The sequence below is a fragment of the Paenibacillus sp. Y280 genome (genome assembly GCF_056786335.1).
Map to the genome: position 1 here is coordinate 1 of NZ_JBXCIW010000030.1, position 12,310 is coordinate 12,310.

Here is a 12,310-nt window from a genome sequence, read left to right on the forward strand (position 1 = left end):
GATAGGTTCGGGGTGGAAGCACAGCAATGTGTGCAGCTGACGAATACTAATCGGTCGAGGGCTTATCCTAAAAGGTTTGCTAAGCAAACCTACATCGTAAGCATACGCTAAAAGGTTTGTAAAACAAACCTACATCGTAAGCATACGCTTAAGGTTTGCATGGACCCATACATCCGGCAGACACAGTTAAAGAGGTTTTCAGCAAACCTAAACTTTCGTATCCAGTTTTCAGGGCGCAATTTGCCTTGTTTTTCAACCGTGCCTCTTTTGCAGTTGAAGCTCTTGGAGACATTTCAACTCAAAAATGCAATGTTCCCTGATAGCTCAGTTGGTAGAGCACTCGACTGTTAATCGAGTTGTCACAGGTTCGAGTCCTGTTCGGGGAGCCATTATGCTCTCATAGCTCAGTAGGTAGAGTGCATCCATGGTAAGGATGAGGTCACCGGTTCGATCCCGGTTGAGAGCTCCAGAACACTTTCAACTGTTAGAACAAGCTTCAATTTATGTATGGCCCGTTGGTCAAGTGGTTAAGACACCTCCCTTTCACGGAGGTAACAGGGGTTCGAGTCCCCTACGGGTCACCAATTTCCTTTTTGACAAAAAAGGCGCCTTTATACTTGGACGCTTAGCTCAGCTGGGAGAGCATCTGCCTTACAAGCAGAGGGTCGGCGGTTCGATCCCGTCAGCGTCCACCATATCGCTGCTGGGGATTAGCCAAGCGGTAAGGCAACGGACTTTGACTCCGTCATTCTCAGGTTCGATCCCTGAATCCCCAGCCATTTTATAATATGAGTCATTAGCTCAGTTGGTAGAGCACCTGACTTTTAATCAGGGTGTCGTAGGTTCGAATCCTACATGACTCACCATTTTTCTTCTCACATGCGCGTATGGCGGAATTGGCAGACGCACCAGACTTAGGATCTGGCGGGCGACCGTGGGGGTTCAAGTCCCTCTACGCGCACCATCTTTAAAACCCATCATCGGGAAACGCTCTGTATGTCAAACAGAGAAATGTAGGTGGAAGTCCTACAAACAAGCTTTACCTTATATGCGCGTATGGCGGAATTGGCAGACGCACCAGACTTAGGATCTGGCGGGCGACCGTGGGGGTTCAAGTCCCTCTACGCGCACCATACTTACAACACAAGCTTTTAGGATTTTTAATCCTGAAGGCTTTTTTTCATTTTATGATAATCGTTCAGGTTGAACCTTGTTCGGATGAGCTCGCTAGATCAATTTGATCTAGTGAGCTTTTTTTGTATCCGGCGTATTCTGCATCAGGCTGCTGGACTATAGGATTGCACTTGAAATGAACACAAAAGGAATACTGTCAGGCTTCTTCTGTCGTGAAGTAGTTTATGGCTTTTGTGATAAGTGACGCAGCCTCTTGGCGAGTTTGGCGATTAATTGTATATCCTCAGAAGATAAAGCATGAATTAACTCCGTTAACGTATGCGAGACTTGCTGATCGGGAGGATATACCTGTTGTTTGTTATCAGGTGGAGCGTACGTATGGCCAAGTATTAGCCAGTCCAAAGATACATCAAATATAGTTGCAATGGAAATGAGTGCTTTAGCCCCGGGAATGGAGGTTCTGTTTTCGCTTTCCCAGTCGCCAACATTTCCGGGAGATACTGAAATTAACTTTGCGAATTCATACATGGTGAGCTCTCTTTCTTGTCTTAATTGTTTAAGTCTTCGTTTAATATCATGCATGAAGAATACCTCCTAAATTGAAAAATGTTGCTTTTACTTGTAATATGATCAGCTAAATGCAAATTCATTCGTAATTACGAATAATTGTTGCATTTATTCGTAATTACGAATATAATTTGTCTAATAGCACGAATTTTGACGAATTATCACTCTATATGTCGAAAAATGTAGATTTTTCTTAAAATGCGAAAATAGAACCTTGGTATTTTAAGGTCCAGTACTGTCCTTTCTATAACTAGTCATATTTCGCAGATAATTCGTCATTCATGTTGCTGATCTCAGAATGGGGTCTATAACCCTAAATAATTCTTCATTGAATTATCGTTTTCCTTTGTTTGTATATAATTCATCAGTAGATGTATACGTAATCAGTTGGTTCCTCGTAGCAAAATAGAAAGAGGGATATGGATGAATGGAAGAGATTTAACTGACCCTATTATGGAGATGTACATTTTCGAATCATCGCAACTATTAGAGCAGCTTGAAGCGACAATCCTTGATTGCGAGCAGGCGGCTTCTTTTTCGGTTCATGCAATAAATGAGATTTTTCGCAATATGCACACGCTGAAAGGCTCGGCAGCTATGATGCAGTATTTGAGCATTGCCGAGGTAGCGCATGCTATAGAGGATCTATTTCATTTTATAAGGGAAAACAAGGAGATTCCGCTCAACCATACCTATTTATCAGACCTCGTCCTGAGAGTAGCGGATTTTATTAAGGCGGAGGTACACAAAATCTCACATGGAAATGAATCGGATGGCAATCCTATTATCATTATTAACGATATTAAGCAATATTTGGAACAGCTAAAGCAATTGAAAAAAATTAGATTATTTTCCTTTCAAGCAGTTGTTCGATTTCAAAGTGATTGTGAAATGGAAAATATTAGATCGTTTAACATTATTCATCGTTTAAAAGAGATATCGCGAATCCAACACCATGAGCCGACTGATCTTCTTGATGACGAAAGAAGTATTGAAGCCATTCGAAATGACGGGTTTCATATTTCTTTTAAGTCGGAAAAGAACTATCAGGAGGTTCATGGTTTTTTAATGGAAACACTCTTTCTGGAGCGATTGGATTTAACCCAGATAGAGGACGCCGGAGAAACGGAAAGGGATCAGGAGAGCGAAGAATTTGATTTATCACTTGAGCAGACAGACTGGCCGGAGGATCGAGAGCCGGAAGGGAAGACAGAAAGCGCGTCAAGAAATGCGGTTATAAGCGTAAGTGTGAATAAGTTGGATCAATTACTGGATCTCATTGGAGAGCTCGTCATTGCAGAAGCGATGGTTACTCGCAGTGAAGCTTCTAATGGTACACGTGGGGATTCGGCTTTCAACAAAGCATCAGGACAGCTGCGAAAAATAACCGGTGAGCTCCAGGATATCGTCATGTCGATCCGAATGGTGCCGCTTGTCACTACCTTTCATAAGATGCGTCGAGTGGTCAGAGACATGTGCCAGAAGCTGGGCAAGGATGTGGACATTGAAATAATTGGAGAAGATACGGAGCTTGATAAAAATATTATCGATCAAATTTCTGATCCGTTGATGCATTTGGTTAGAAATGCGCTGGATCATGGCATTGAATCGAACGATGAGCGTGTGAAAGCAGGCAAGAAACGCGCTGGCACTATTACTTTAGAGGCAAAAAATACAGGCGGCTATGTAGAGATTGTCGTTAAGGATGATGGTAAGGGCTTGAATCAGAAGCATATCGTAAGCAGAGCCAAAGAGAAAGGTCTCATTGGTGAGCAGCACGGAGATATGACAGAGAAGGAAATATTCAGCTTGATCTTTCAGCCTGGCTTTTCTACAAAAGACAATATTACAGAATTTAGCGGCCGAGGTGTTGGGATGGATGTCGTCTCTCGTAATGTTGAGGGAGTAGGCGGCGTTATCTCTGTAGAGAGCAAGGAGCTTCAGGGAACGAGCATTACGCTGAAAATTCCTTTAACGCTGGCAATTATTGATGGCATGAATGTAAGGGTAGGCAATGCTAATTATACAGTGCCGACAACCTCAATTAAGGAATCCTTTAAACCGAAATTATCCGATGTCATCACGGATCCCGATGGCAATGAAATGATTATGGTGCGTGGGAATTGTTACCCTATTCTTCGTCTTCATGAAAGATTTCATTCAAAAAGCGGCAACACCAATTTAGAGGATGGAATATTCGTTATGCTTGAACAGGATGGAAAACGAATGTGTTTGTTCGTTGACGAGCTATTAGGGCAGCAGCAGGTAGTCGTTAAAAATTTGCCCCGTTATATAAAATATGTCATACATAGGGAAGGTCTTGCGGGTTGTACACTGCTCGGAGATGGGAGTATTAGTCTCATCCTAGACGTAGTAGATTTGATGGGCACGAATCGCAATCGAAATATGCCGGCATTTGCCCATAACAGGTGAAGGGACGATTGAAATGAATCAACGATCAAGCTTTGACAGCAACAATGAAGAAGATGCTCAGAAGGATAAATTTCTAACCTTTTCGCTTGGCAAAGAGCTATATGGGATTGAGATTAAGCATGTAATAGAAATAATAGGCATTCAGGTCATAACCGAAGTTCCTGAACTGCCTGAATATGTACGCGGCATAATTAATTTACGCGGTAAAATAATTCCCGTAATGGATGTACGGTTAAGATTTAAGAAGCCGTTCCGCGAATACAACGATCGAACTTGTATTGTCGTTATCGACATAAAGGAGATATCTGTTGGACTTATTGTAGATAGCGTATCAGAGGTGCTGTCCATTCCTTCTGAAGACATTGTGCCACCGCCTGAAGCAAGCGGCGGCATGAACCGCTATATTCAAGGGGTAGGTAAATTGGAAAATGCGGTGATGCTTCTGCTCGATTGCGACAAGATGCTTACTAAAAATGAAGTAGAGAATTTATTACCAGCTCAATAAATGGAGGAATGGGACAATGAAATGGTTTTATGACATGAAAATCGGCAAGAAGCTTACCACTTCATTTATTGTGGTTGCGTTAATGGCAGGAATAGTTGGTGCGGTCGGTATTACGAGTCTGAAAAAAATTGATACGGATTACTCAGTGCTGTATGAGCAATTTGGGAAGTCAGTTGGAGTACTTGGTAATATTGGAATGAATTTTCAAAATGTAAGAGTTCTTGTAAGTGATGTTTTGCTGAGTACAGACGCTGCAAAGACAAGCGCAGCGATTGAAGAACTTAATAGTCTGAAGAGTGAGACGGATACTTTGCTCGCCACCTTTGAAAATAGCCTTGTAACAGAGGACGAAAAAACCAGAGTAAATGAGCTGCAGGCAGCTCTTAAGGAATATAGACAATATCAAGATCGTATTATTGCATTCGCATCGGAAAAAAAGATAGAGCAAGGCTTGAAGGAGCTTGAAAATGCTGTTGTCATTTCCGAGAAAGTAGACGGCATGATTGATGATATATATCTTGATAAAAATACAGAAGGATCACGTCGTTCTGATGAATATTCTAAATCCTCGCAAAAGACGATCCTAACCATGCTAGTTATTGTCATTATCGCAATGGTTGCGGCAGTTGGTCTTGGCTTATTCATCTCTCGGATAATAAGCAGTCCCATTCGCAAGCTTGTTGATTCAGCTGAACGCATTGCAAATGGCGATTTGAATCTGACGGTCGAAGTTGCAACAAAAGACGAGGTAGGTGTATTAGCTGCCGCTTTTGGCAAAATGACCGATAATATGAATGAAGTGCTTTCTAATATCCAAAGCGCGTCCGAGCAGGTATCTACAGGCGCGAGACAAGTATCGGAATCAAGCATAGTATTGTCGCAAGGGGCTTCTGAGCAGGCAAGCTCTGTGGAGCAGTTGACTGCCTCGCTTGAAGAGATAGCAGCGCAGACAAGATTAAATGCGGAAAATGCAGTTCAGGCAAATACACTTGCTGATCAAGCGAGAGACAATGCACAGCAGGGCAATGATCGGATGAAAGAAATGCTGAATGCCATGGAGGAAATCAATACGTCTTCTGGCAGCATTTCAAAAATTATTAAGGTTATTGATGAAATCGCATTTCAGACGAATATATTGGCGTTGAATGCGGCTGTCGAGGCGGCTAGAGCAGGACAGCATGGCAGAGGCTTCGCTGTTGTTGCAGAGGAGGTGCGCAATCTTGCGGCACGTTCTGCTAATGCGGCAAAGGAAACGACGGATATGATTGAAGGCTCGATCCGTAAAGTGGAGGATGGAACAAAAATCGCGAATGAGACGGCGTCAGCGCTTAACCAAATCGTTGATGGTGTTGCTAAGGTAGCTAATCTGGTTAATAGCATCTCTGAGGCATCAACCGAGCAGGCAACAGGCGTAGCGCAAATTAATCAAGGCATCATGCAGGTCTCTCAAGTCGTACAAACGAACTCAGCTACCTCGGAGGAAAGTGCGGCGGCTTCTGAGGAGCTGACGGGCCAAGCCGAGATGCTGAAGCAGCAGGTAGGCCGATTCGTACTGCGCAAGACGCAGCAATCAACCTCCTATAAAGAATATGAGCAGTTGGACCCGGAAATGCTGCGTATGCTGGAAAATATGGCTGGCCAGGCGAAAAAACGAAATTGGGCTATTGATAGCGATCAGGCTGAAGTCGCAGCAGCAAAAGGTGCCACTATTCTGCTAAGCGATCGCGAGTTCGGTAAATATTAACGGTGATTGCCATCTCGGAAGAGGAATTCATACATCTTGCCCACTATATCAAAGCGCAATTTGGCATTAATTTAAAACAAGAGAAAAAGACGCTGCTGGCTGCCCGCCTGCAGCGTCATTTGCTCGAGCAAGGCTTTGATAGCTTTGCGCAATATTTCAAGCATATTAAAGCAGACTCCAGTGGGGCATCAAACATCATGCTAGCAAATAGGATCACGACAAATCATACCTTTTTCATGAGGGAAGCGAATCATTTTTACTATTTACGAGATAAAGTGCTTCCAAGCCTAGCTCACACAATTCGCGACCATGATTTGCGAATTTGGAGCGCAGGATGTTCGTCAGGAGAGGAGCCCTATACGCTAGCGATATTGCTGGATGAGTTTTTCGGAACAATGAAACAGGGTTGGAATACGCAGGTGCTGGCTACCGATTTGTCAGCGAAGGTGCTGGAGATCGCTGCCAAAGGCATTTATTCAAATGAGGCGCTGGACATGATTCCTGCGATTTGGCGATCCAATTACTTCCGTAAGCTAAATGATGAGCAAACGGTTGTGCTTGATAAAGTGAAAAAGGAAGTTATTTTCCGTCAATTCAATTTAATGCAGCCAACCTTTCCGTTTAAGCGAAAGTTCCATGTCATTTTTTGTCGGAATGTAATGATTTATTTCGATAATGAAACAAAGCGTGAGCTTATTAGGAAGTTCTATGAGATGACCGAGCCAGGCGGATATCTGTTCATCGGACACTCGGAGTCGCTTGAACGCGACAAAACGGATTTTACGTACATCATGCCGTCTGTATATCAGAAGAAGCTCTAAATGCAGGTTAGGCTTAAGGGGGTATAGTTGATTATCAATACGGTGGATAAAAGGATAAAGGTGCTCGTCGTGGATGACTCCATCATGTTCCGTGAGGTACTGGCAAGAGGTCTGGCCTCTGATCCCGCCATTGAGGTGGTTGCAACGGCTAAGGATCCTTTTGACGCGCGTGATAAAATCATTAAATACCAGCCTGATGTGTTGACGTGCGATATTGAGATGCCGGGAATGAACGGTATTGAATTCATACGTAGATTGCTTCCGCAATACCCGCTGCCAATCGTTACGGTTAGCTCGATTAGCGAAGCAGCCTTGGACGCATTAAGGGCAGGCGCTGTTGATTTTGTAGCAAAGCCTGACATAGCGACTCCTCAGCGAGTTGAGATGTTTCTATTTGAGCTGATTCGCATCATTAAAGGAGCCTCTAAGGCGAAGATCATACAGAAGGATCGATCCGATAAGATCAACGAAACAAGGCTGCAGCAGCCCATCAAAAATCGAAACAACATCATTGTGGTTGGTGCTTCAACCGGAGGCACGGAGGCGATGCATACCTTGCTGAAGGGATTGCCCGCCAATACGCCTGGAATTGTGGTCGTACAGCATATTCCGCCCATTTTTTCTCGTATGTTCGCAGAACGCTTAAACGCATCCAGCGCAATGCGGGTGAAGGAAGCTGAAGATGGCGATTTTGTACAAGAGGGTACCGTTCTAATTGCACCGGGCGACAAGCATGTCTCACTCGTAAAAGCAGGAGATCGCTTTAAGCTGGAATGTCGAAGCGGGGACAAGATAAACGGGCATTGTCCATCGGTCGATGTATTATTTGAGTCAGCCTCCAAGGTGGCGGGGGACCGCGCTATAGGCATTATTTTGACAGGAATGGGGAAGGATGGCGCGCGAGGTTTGCTTTCCATGCGAAGCAAAGGCGCCCGAACGATCGGTCAGGATGAGAAAACCTCCATCGTATACGGCATGCCGAAAGCAGCTTATGAGCTGGGTGCAGTGGAAATCCAGTCATCTTTGCCGGATATATCGCGCGTGCTGCTTGCTTTATTGTCATAGTTTGAAGAGGGCCAACCAGCATGCTGGTTGGCCCTTTTGTTGTTGGAAGGCAGGGTAGAGATTCTGATTGACTTTTCACGTGAGAAACATTATCATTAAAACGTCAATGATAATCGTTATCACTTTTCGTTGCAGAACGAAATACTATATATATTTAAGAAGGTGTCTGCCTCGGCAGCGGAAGGAGCGTGTTTGTCCAATGATTCGTTTAACGACTTCGGGTCTTGATATTGCTTATGATGACCGTCTTATTGTCAAAAACTTAAACATTGCCATACCTCAAGGGAAAATTACGGCGCTAGTAGGAGCGAACGGCTCCGGCAAGTCCACTATTTTGAAAACCATGGCTCGTATTATGAGCCCATCTGAGGGCAGTGTTCTTCTGGACGGCAAATCCATTCACAAGCAGTCGACGAAGGAAGTAGCGAAGCAGCTGGCTATTTTGCCGCAAAATCCGACCGCGCCAGATGGGCTAACGGTTGCTGAGCTTGTATCATACGGACGTTTCCCTTACCAGAAGGGCTTCGGATCGATGAGCAAGGATGACCGCAGTATCGTACAGTGGGCGATCGAAGCGACGGGCATGACTGAGTTTGGCGATCGTCCGGTCGATCATTTATCCGGTGGACAGCGTCAACGCGCATGGATCGCAATGGCACTTGCACAGGAGACCGATATTCTGTTTCTTGATGAGCCAACGACCTTCCTCGATATGGCGCATCAGCTGGAAGTACTTCATTTGCTCCAAAAGCTGAACGCTGCCAGTAACCGTACAGTCGTTATGGTTGTCCATGATTTGAATCACGCTACGCGCTATGCTCATCATATGATTGCAATTAAAACAGGTGTCGTAGTTGGCGAAGGTTCGCCTGCTGAAGTTATGACGCCTGATATTATGCGCGAAGTATTTAATATTGAAGCAGACATCGTCCCTGATCCTCGAACAGGCGTACCTTTATGCTTGCCTTATGCGCTTGCAGGACAGCCGGCTGCTGATAAAGTAGCAATTAACAGCCGTATTATGCAAGAGACGTTAACAGCTGCTGGTGCATAGATCGAAATTATCGCTTCGCATAAACCGCATTCCTTAGGGACTGCGGTTTTTTATAAGAAATAACTACTGAGAACTGCTGCAAGCTGAAGTTCTGATCTGAACTTAAAAAAGCCGACTTTATTGATCAGCAGCTGCATAATATAATAAATGCGGAATAATCGCGTCAAATCAGCGTTTTTTGGTAATAAGCGAGCGGGAAAATGGAGTGTGGAAAAATAATTTCAAACTTTTCTATAAAAACAGTTGCATTTTGTTTTCAGGGATGATATATTATTACTTGTCGCCGCGATGATAAACATCACGGATGGCTGACAGAAATAACGTGCGGAAGTGGCTCAGCGGTAGAGCATCGCCTTGCCAAGGCGAGGGTCGCGGGTTCGATTCCCGTCTTCCGCTCCATAGTGTGTGCCCTTAGCTCAGCTGGATAGAGCGTTTGACTACGAATCAAAAGGCCAGGAGTTCGAATCTCTTAGGGCACGCCATTAACACTTCATTAGATGCACTTTATTTACACTTCGGGACGTAGCTCAGCTTGGTAGAGCACCTGGTTTGGGACCAGGGGGTCGCATGTTCAAATCGTGTCGTCCCGACCATCTTTCATTATTGATTTGCGGGTGTAGTTCAATGGTAGAACTTTAGCCTTCCAAGCTAATAGCGTGGGTTCGATTCCCATCACCCGCTCCAACTATTTAAACCCGAAAGCCTTGCGCAGCAAGGCTTTTTTTGTTGTCTTCATTCGACACAGCCTCACTAGCTCCTTGGTGTCCGTTTGGTGTCCAAGCTGATTTTTTGGGTTCAGTACATCAAACAAATCTGCACTACCTCGACTGACAGTTGTTTTATCGCGCTGCATATAAATATCTGTAGTGGTGGCCAGCTTAGAGTGGCGCAGTTGCTCCTGGATCGATTTTAAGTCAGCTCCGTACTCACGTAGCAGCATTGCTGTTGTATGGCGTAAATCATGCAGTCTGATGTGTGGCAGCTCATGCTTGCTTAAGAAACGTCGCCAAGTTAGTGAAGGGGTGTTTGGATAATATTTCTGACCGTTCCCACCATGGAAAAGATATAGCTTGTCGCCGCCTTTCCAATCCTCCGGATCGCATCCCATTTTGTTTTTCATTCATTCGCGCTTGTACGATTTCAGCTCTTCCATATACCAGCGAGGCATTGGGACAAATGCTTCAGACTCCTCAGTCTTTAATTCAGCTTCAACAGATCTTCCTTCTTCATCGAATGAGATCTGTTTTTCTACGTAGATCCCGCCATTCTCCATGTCGACAGCTGGCCATTCAACGCCGAGCATCTCGCCGCGTCTGAAGCCGCCTAGAAGAACACCAAGGAAATATAACTTCCATACTGTAGGAGGGATTCTATGCTATACAATGAAAGCTGTATTGAAGGTTCAAAAAAGTATTTAGAGGATAACTCAGTTGATTTATTGATAGCTGATCCGCCATATAATTTAAGATTTGGTGGAACTACACAAACTAAAACGAAAAAGCCTAGATTTAATATTATAAAGAACGATATGCTTTCGCCGGCGGAATACAAGATGTTTTGTATGCAATGGATCTTCCAAGCATATAGGGTGCTCAAGCCAGGGCGACATATTTATGTTTGCATTGATTGGAGGATGTATGCAGACATGATGATCTGGCTGCGTAATGCAGGATTCATAGTGAAGAATTGCATTGTATGGGATAAAGAGCATATGGGCCTTGGTTGGCATTATCGTTATCGTAACGAATTTATAATCTTCGCTGTGAAAGGGGATAAACGTGTTAGAAGGATCTCAACTCGAAAACAAACAGATATTTGGCGAATACCACGCATCCATGGAAATAAGACCATTCATCCTACAGAAAAGCCTGTAGAGCTGCTAAAGGAGATGATTGAGAACAGTAGTGCGCCTGGAGAGTTAATTGTAGATTATTTTGCAGGCAGTGGTGTTGCTGAAGAAGCAGCCATTATGACAAGTCGGTCTTGGTCGGCTTTTGAAATTGATAATGGTTGGTATGAAGTTGCAAGTCAAAGAATAAATAAAGTGTTAGATGAAAGATCAATAATGAATAAATAAAATTAGGGGTCACCTCACGAAAAGGAAAAAATCGTACGTTAATCAATGAGTTGCACGAAAAAACCGGACCCTTTACTCTACAAGGGAATCCGGTTTTCGTATTAGCAAGCGAAGTTCAACTAACGTGCCTGTTAGCACAATAAATTAAATATTCCATCTGAAGGTTCAGAAAGCTGGTTAGACACAAGAATCGATGGGCTTCTATCTCCTAATGGAGAGTCAGAAAATACAATGCTTGAGGGCTTACAGAAGAATCAAAAGATGGACTACAATGCTAACGGGCAGGATAACGCAACTATATCCTTATTGAAATCGTCTCTTCTGTAGAATGGACTGAACTACTTCACAAAATGAGGAATTTTGTACAAGTGTCTTTTGGTTGGCCTTGGGGCCAAGATGCCCGATCAAGAGCCTTAAATGCCTTGTAGTACGGACATTTCTTTCTGGAACGGTATATATTACAGAATCACCGTCAATGGCTTTACGCTCTTTCTGGCTCACTTGTGATTGAAGGCGTTGTTTCATAGCTTTTAATTGCTACATGCGTATTTCCAGCGACTCGCGACTCATTCAGATCGGCGCTATATTTGAACAATATTTTGGTGTCCAATTAAATGAGCAAGTCGCTGTTGATCAATTAAAAATCTTCACGAATTAACAGAACGAGAAACTTTGTGTGACATCTAGACAGCTATTCGGGGTCGTATTAAAAAGGTGGATAATGGTGTGTTGGCAATCCCACTAGAAGAACTCGTACAATTATATTTAACGCTTTAAGGAAAAAGAACGAAATAAGAACGGGAGGAATGCACGTACGCTAATGCTTAGCAAATAAAACTGTAAAAAGGAGCTACACTTTCCCCATAGCTACCCAATTCGTGTTTCGGAGAGGGTAGAAATGTTCGAAAAA

At 43.8% G+C, this 12,310-nt stretch carries 10 protein-coding genes and 12 tRNA genes; 19 read left to right on the top strand and 3 right to left on the bottom strand.

Going from position 1 to position 12,310, the window contains the following annotated elements; genetic code table 11:
* Positions 1-313: 313 nt before the first annotated feature.
* From AC1TPC_RS24425 to AC1TPC_RS24460, 8 genes are all read left to right on the top strand, one after another.
* Positions 314-389, top strand: a tRNA-Asn gene (locus tag AC1TPC_RS24425).
* A 4-nt stretch (positions 390-393) separates the two neighbouring features.
* Positions 394-469 (top strand) — tRNA-Thr (locus tag AC1TPC_RS24430).
* 40 nt (positions 470-509) lie between these two features.
* A tRNA-Glu gene (locus AC1TPC_RS24435) sits at positions 510-584 on the top strand.
* A 35-nt stretch (positions 585-619) separates the two neighbouring features.
* Positions 620-695 (top strand) — tRNA-Val (locus AC1TPC_RS24440).
* Between the two features lie 9 nt (positions 696-704).
* Positions 705-779, top strand: a tRNA-Gln gene (locus tag AC1TPC_RS24445).
* A gap of 11 nt (positions 780-790) precedes the next feature.
* Positions 791-866, top strand: a tRNA-Lys gene (locus AC1TPC_RS24450).
* Between the two features lie 15 nt (positions 867-881).
* Positions 882-964: transfer RNA gene (locus AC1TPC_RS24455), tRNA-Leu, on the top strand.
* Positions 965-1,050: 86 nt separating this feature from the next.
* Positions 1,051-1,133, top strand: a tRNA-Leu gene (locus AC1TPC_RS24460).
* A gap of 223 nt (positions 1,134-1,356) precedes the next feature.
* Here AC1TPC_RS24460 and AC1TPC_RS24465 read toward each other — a convergent pair.
* Complete coding sequence (locus AC1TPC_RS24465; protein ID WP_482069355.1) at positions 1,357-1,716, bottom strand: helix-turn-helix domain-containing protein; 360 nt, start codon at positions 1,714-1,716, stop codon at positions 1,357-1,359.
* A gap of 408 nt (positions 1,717-2,124) precedes the next feature.
* Here AC1TPC_RS24465 and AC1TPC_RS24470 point away from each other — a divergent pair, with 408 nt between their 5' ends.
* The 10 genes from AC1TPC_RS24470 (at position 2,125) to AC1TPC_RS24515 (ending at position 10,007) form a co-directional block, all read left to right on the top strand.
* Complete coding sequence (locus AC1TPC_RS24470) at positions 2,125-4,134, top strand: chemotaxis protein CheW (RefSeq protein ID WP_482069356.1); 2,010 nt, start codon at positions 2,125-2,127, stop codon at positions 4,132-4,134.
* 13 nt (positions 4,135-4,147) lie between these two features.
* The gene (locus tag AC1TPC_RS24475; RefSeq protein ID WP_482069357.1) at positions 4,148-4,639 is read left to right on the top strand and encodes a chemotaxis protein CheW; all 492 of its coding nucleotides are present in this window, start codon (positions 4,148-4,150) and stop codon (positions 4,637-4,639) included.
* 16 nt (positions 4,640-4,655) lie between these two features.
* A complete protein-coding gene (locus AC1TPC_RS24480) occupies positions 4,656-6,383 on the top strand; it encodes a methyl-accepting chemotaxis protein (RefSeq protein ID WP_482069358.1) in 1,728 nt (575 codons plus the stop codon).
* A gap of 2 nt (positions 6,384-6,385) precedes the next feature.
* Positions 6,386-7,204 (top strand): CheR family methyltransferase, encoded by an 819-nt coding sequence (locus AC1TPC_RS24485; RefSeq protein WP_482069359.1) that lies wholly within the window; start codon positions 6,386-6,388, stop codon positions 7,202-7,204.
* A 27-nt stretch (positions 7,205-7,231) separates the two neighbouring features.
* Entirely contained in the window at positions 7,232-8,269 is a 1,038-nt protein-coding gene (locus AC1TPC_RS24490; RefSeq protein ID WP_482069360.1) for a protein-glutamate methylesterase/protein-glutamine glutaminase, read from the top strand.
* A gap of 199 nt (positions 8,270-8,468) precedes the next feature.
* The gene (locus AC1TPC_RS24495) at positions 8,469-9,323 is read left to right on the top strand and encodes an ABC transporter ATP-binding protein (protein ID WP_482069361.1); all 855 of its coding nucleotides are present in this window, start codon (positions 8,469-8,471) and stop codon (positions 9,321-9,323) included.
* A 324-nt stretch (positions 9,324-9,647) separates the two neighbouring features.
* Positions 9,648-9,722, top strand: a tRNA-Gly gene (locus tag AC1TPC_RS24500).
* A 6-nt stretch (positions 9,723-9,728) separates the two neighbouring features.
* Positions 9,729-9,805 (top strand) — tRNA-Arg (locus tag AC1TPC_RS24505).
* Between the two features lie 34 nt (positions 9,806-9,839).
* A tRNA-Pro gene (locus AC1TPC_RS24510) sits at positions 9,840-9,916 on the top strand.
* Positions 9,917-9,933: 17 nt separating this feature from the next.
* Positions 9,934-10,007 (top strand) — tRNA-Gly (locus AC1TPC_RS24515).
* Between the two features lies 1 nt (position 10,008).
* Here the strand turns inward: AC1TPC_RS24515 and AC1TPC_RS24520 are convergent.
* Both AC1TPC_RS24520 and AC1TPC_RS24525 read right to left on the bottom strand, forming a co-directional pair.
* Complete coding sequence (locus tag AC1TPC_RS24520) at positions 10,009-10,443, bottom strand: tyrosine-type recombinase/integrase (RefSeq protein ID WP_482069362.1); 435 nt, start codon at positions 10,441-10,443, stop codon at positions 10,009-10,011.
* A complete protein-coding gene (locus tag AC1TPC_RS24525; RefSeq protein WP_482069363.1) occupies positions 10,444-10,626 on the bottom strand; it encodes a site-specific integrase in 183 nt (60 codons plus the stop codon).
* A gap of 69 nt (positions 10,627-10,695) precedes the next feature.
* On the opposite strand from AC1TPC_RS24525, the gene AC1TPC_RS24530 reads away from it, so the two are divergent.
* Complete coding sequence (locus tag AC1TPC_RS24530; RefSeq protein ID WP_482069364.1) at positions 10,696-11,400, top strand: DNA-methyltransferase; 705 nt, start codon at positions 10,696-10,698, stop codon at positions 11,398-11,400.
* The last annotated feature ends 910 nt before the right edge of the window (positions 11,401-12,310 follow it).

Excerpts from the sequence above, each read along its gene's own strand:
- AC1TPC_RS24495 (WP_482069361.1), top strand. The coding sequence starts at position 8,469 with ATGATTCGTTTAACGACTTCGGGTCTTGATATTGCTTATGATGACCGT.
- AC1TPC_RS24470 (WP_482069356.1), top strand. The coding sequence starts at position 2,125 with ATGAATGGAAGAGATTTAACTGACCCTATTATGGAGATGTACATTTTC.
- AC1TPC_RS24520 (WP_482069362.1), bottom strand. The coding sequence starts at position 10,443 with ATGAAAAACAAAATGGGATGCGATCCGGAGGATTGGAAAGGCGGCGAC.
- AC1TPC_RS24525 (WP_482069363.1), bottom strand. The coding sequence starts at position 10,626 with ATGCTCGGCGTTGAATGGCCAGCTGTCGACATGGAGAATGGCGGGATC.
- AC1TPC_RS24465 (WP_482069355.1), bottom strand. The coding sequence starts at position 1,716 with ATGCATGATATTAAACGAAGACTTAAACAATTAAGACAAGAAAGAGAG.
- AC1TPC_RS24530 (WP_482069364.1), top strand. The coding sequence starts at position 10,696 with ATGCTATACAATGAAAGCTGTATTGAAGGTTCAAAAAAGTATTTAGAG.
- AC1TPC_RS24475 (WP_482069357.1), top strand. The coding sequence starts at position 4,148 with ATGAATCAACGATCAAGCTTTGACAGCAACAATGAAGAAGATGCTCAG.
- AC1TPC_RS24480 (WP_482069358.1), top strand. The coding sequence starts at position 4,656 with ATGAAATGGTTTTATGACATGAAAATCGGCAAGAAGCTTACCACTTCA.